Source organism: Companilactobacillus kimchii DSM 13961 = JCM 10707 (assembly GCF_001435445.1).
In the GTDB taxonomy this organism is placed as follows: Bacteria; Bacillota; Bacilli; order Lactobacillales; family Lactobacillaceae; genus Companilactobacillus; species Companilactobacillus kimchii.
The window spans coordinates 1-325 of record NZ_AZDH01000012.1; the positions used below are offsets into that span (position 1 = coordinate 1).

At 43.1% G+C, this 325-nt stretch carries 2 tRNA genes; both read left to right on the plus strand.

What is annotated here, in order from left to right:
• Positions 1-75: 75 nt before the first annotated feature.
• A tRNA-Ile gene (locus FC97_RS05245) sits at positions 76-150 on the plus strand.
• A gap of 30 nt (positions 151-180) precedes the next feature.
• Positions 181-253, plus strand: a tRNA-Ala gene (locus tag FC97_RS05250).
• The last annotated feature ends 72 nt before the right edge of the window (positions 254-325 follow it).

Here is a 325-nt window from a genome sequence, read left to right on the forward strand (position 1 = left end):
TGGTACTTTGGTACCAACGGAAATACACAATTGTTAAAACTTTGTTTAGTTTTGAGAGGTCTACCTGGCGCTTTCGGGCCTATAGCTCAGCTGGTTTAGAGCGCACGCCTGATAAGCGTGAGGTCGATGGTTCAAGTCCATTTAGGCCCATTTTCTCTGTTATAATTGAATAAGTACTATGGGGGTTTAGCTCAGCTGGGAGAGCACCTGCTTTGCAAGCAGGAGGTCATCGGTTCGATCCCGTTAACCTCCATTGACAGAGATGTCATACTCGTACCTTGAAAACTGGATATTAAGAATTAATGAATTAAAGAAACACCGAAAA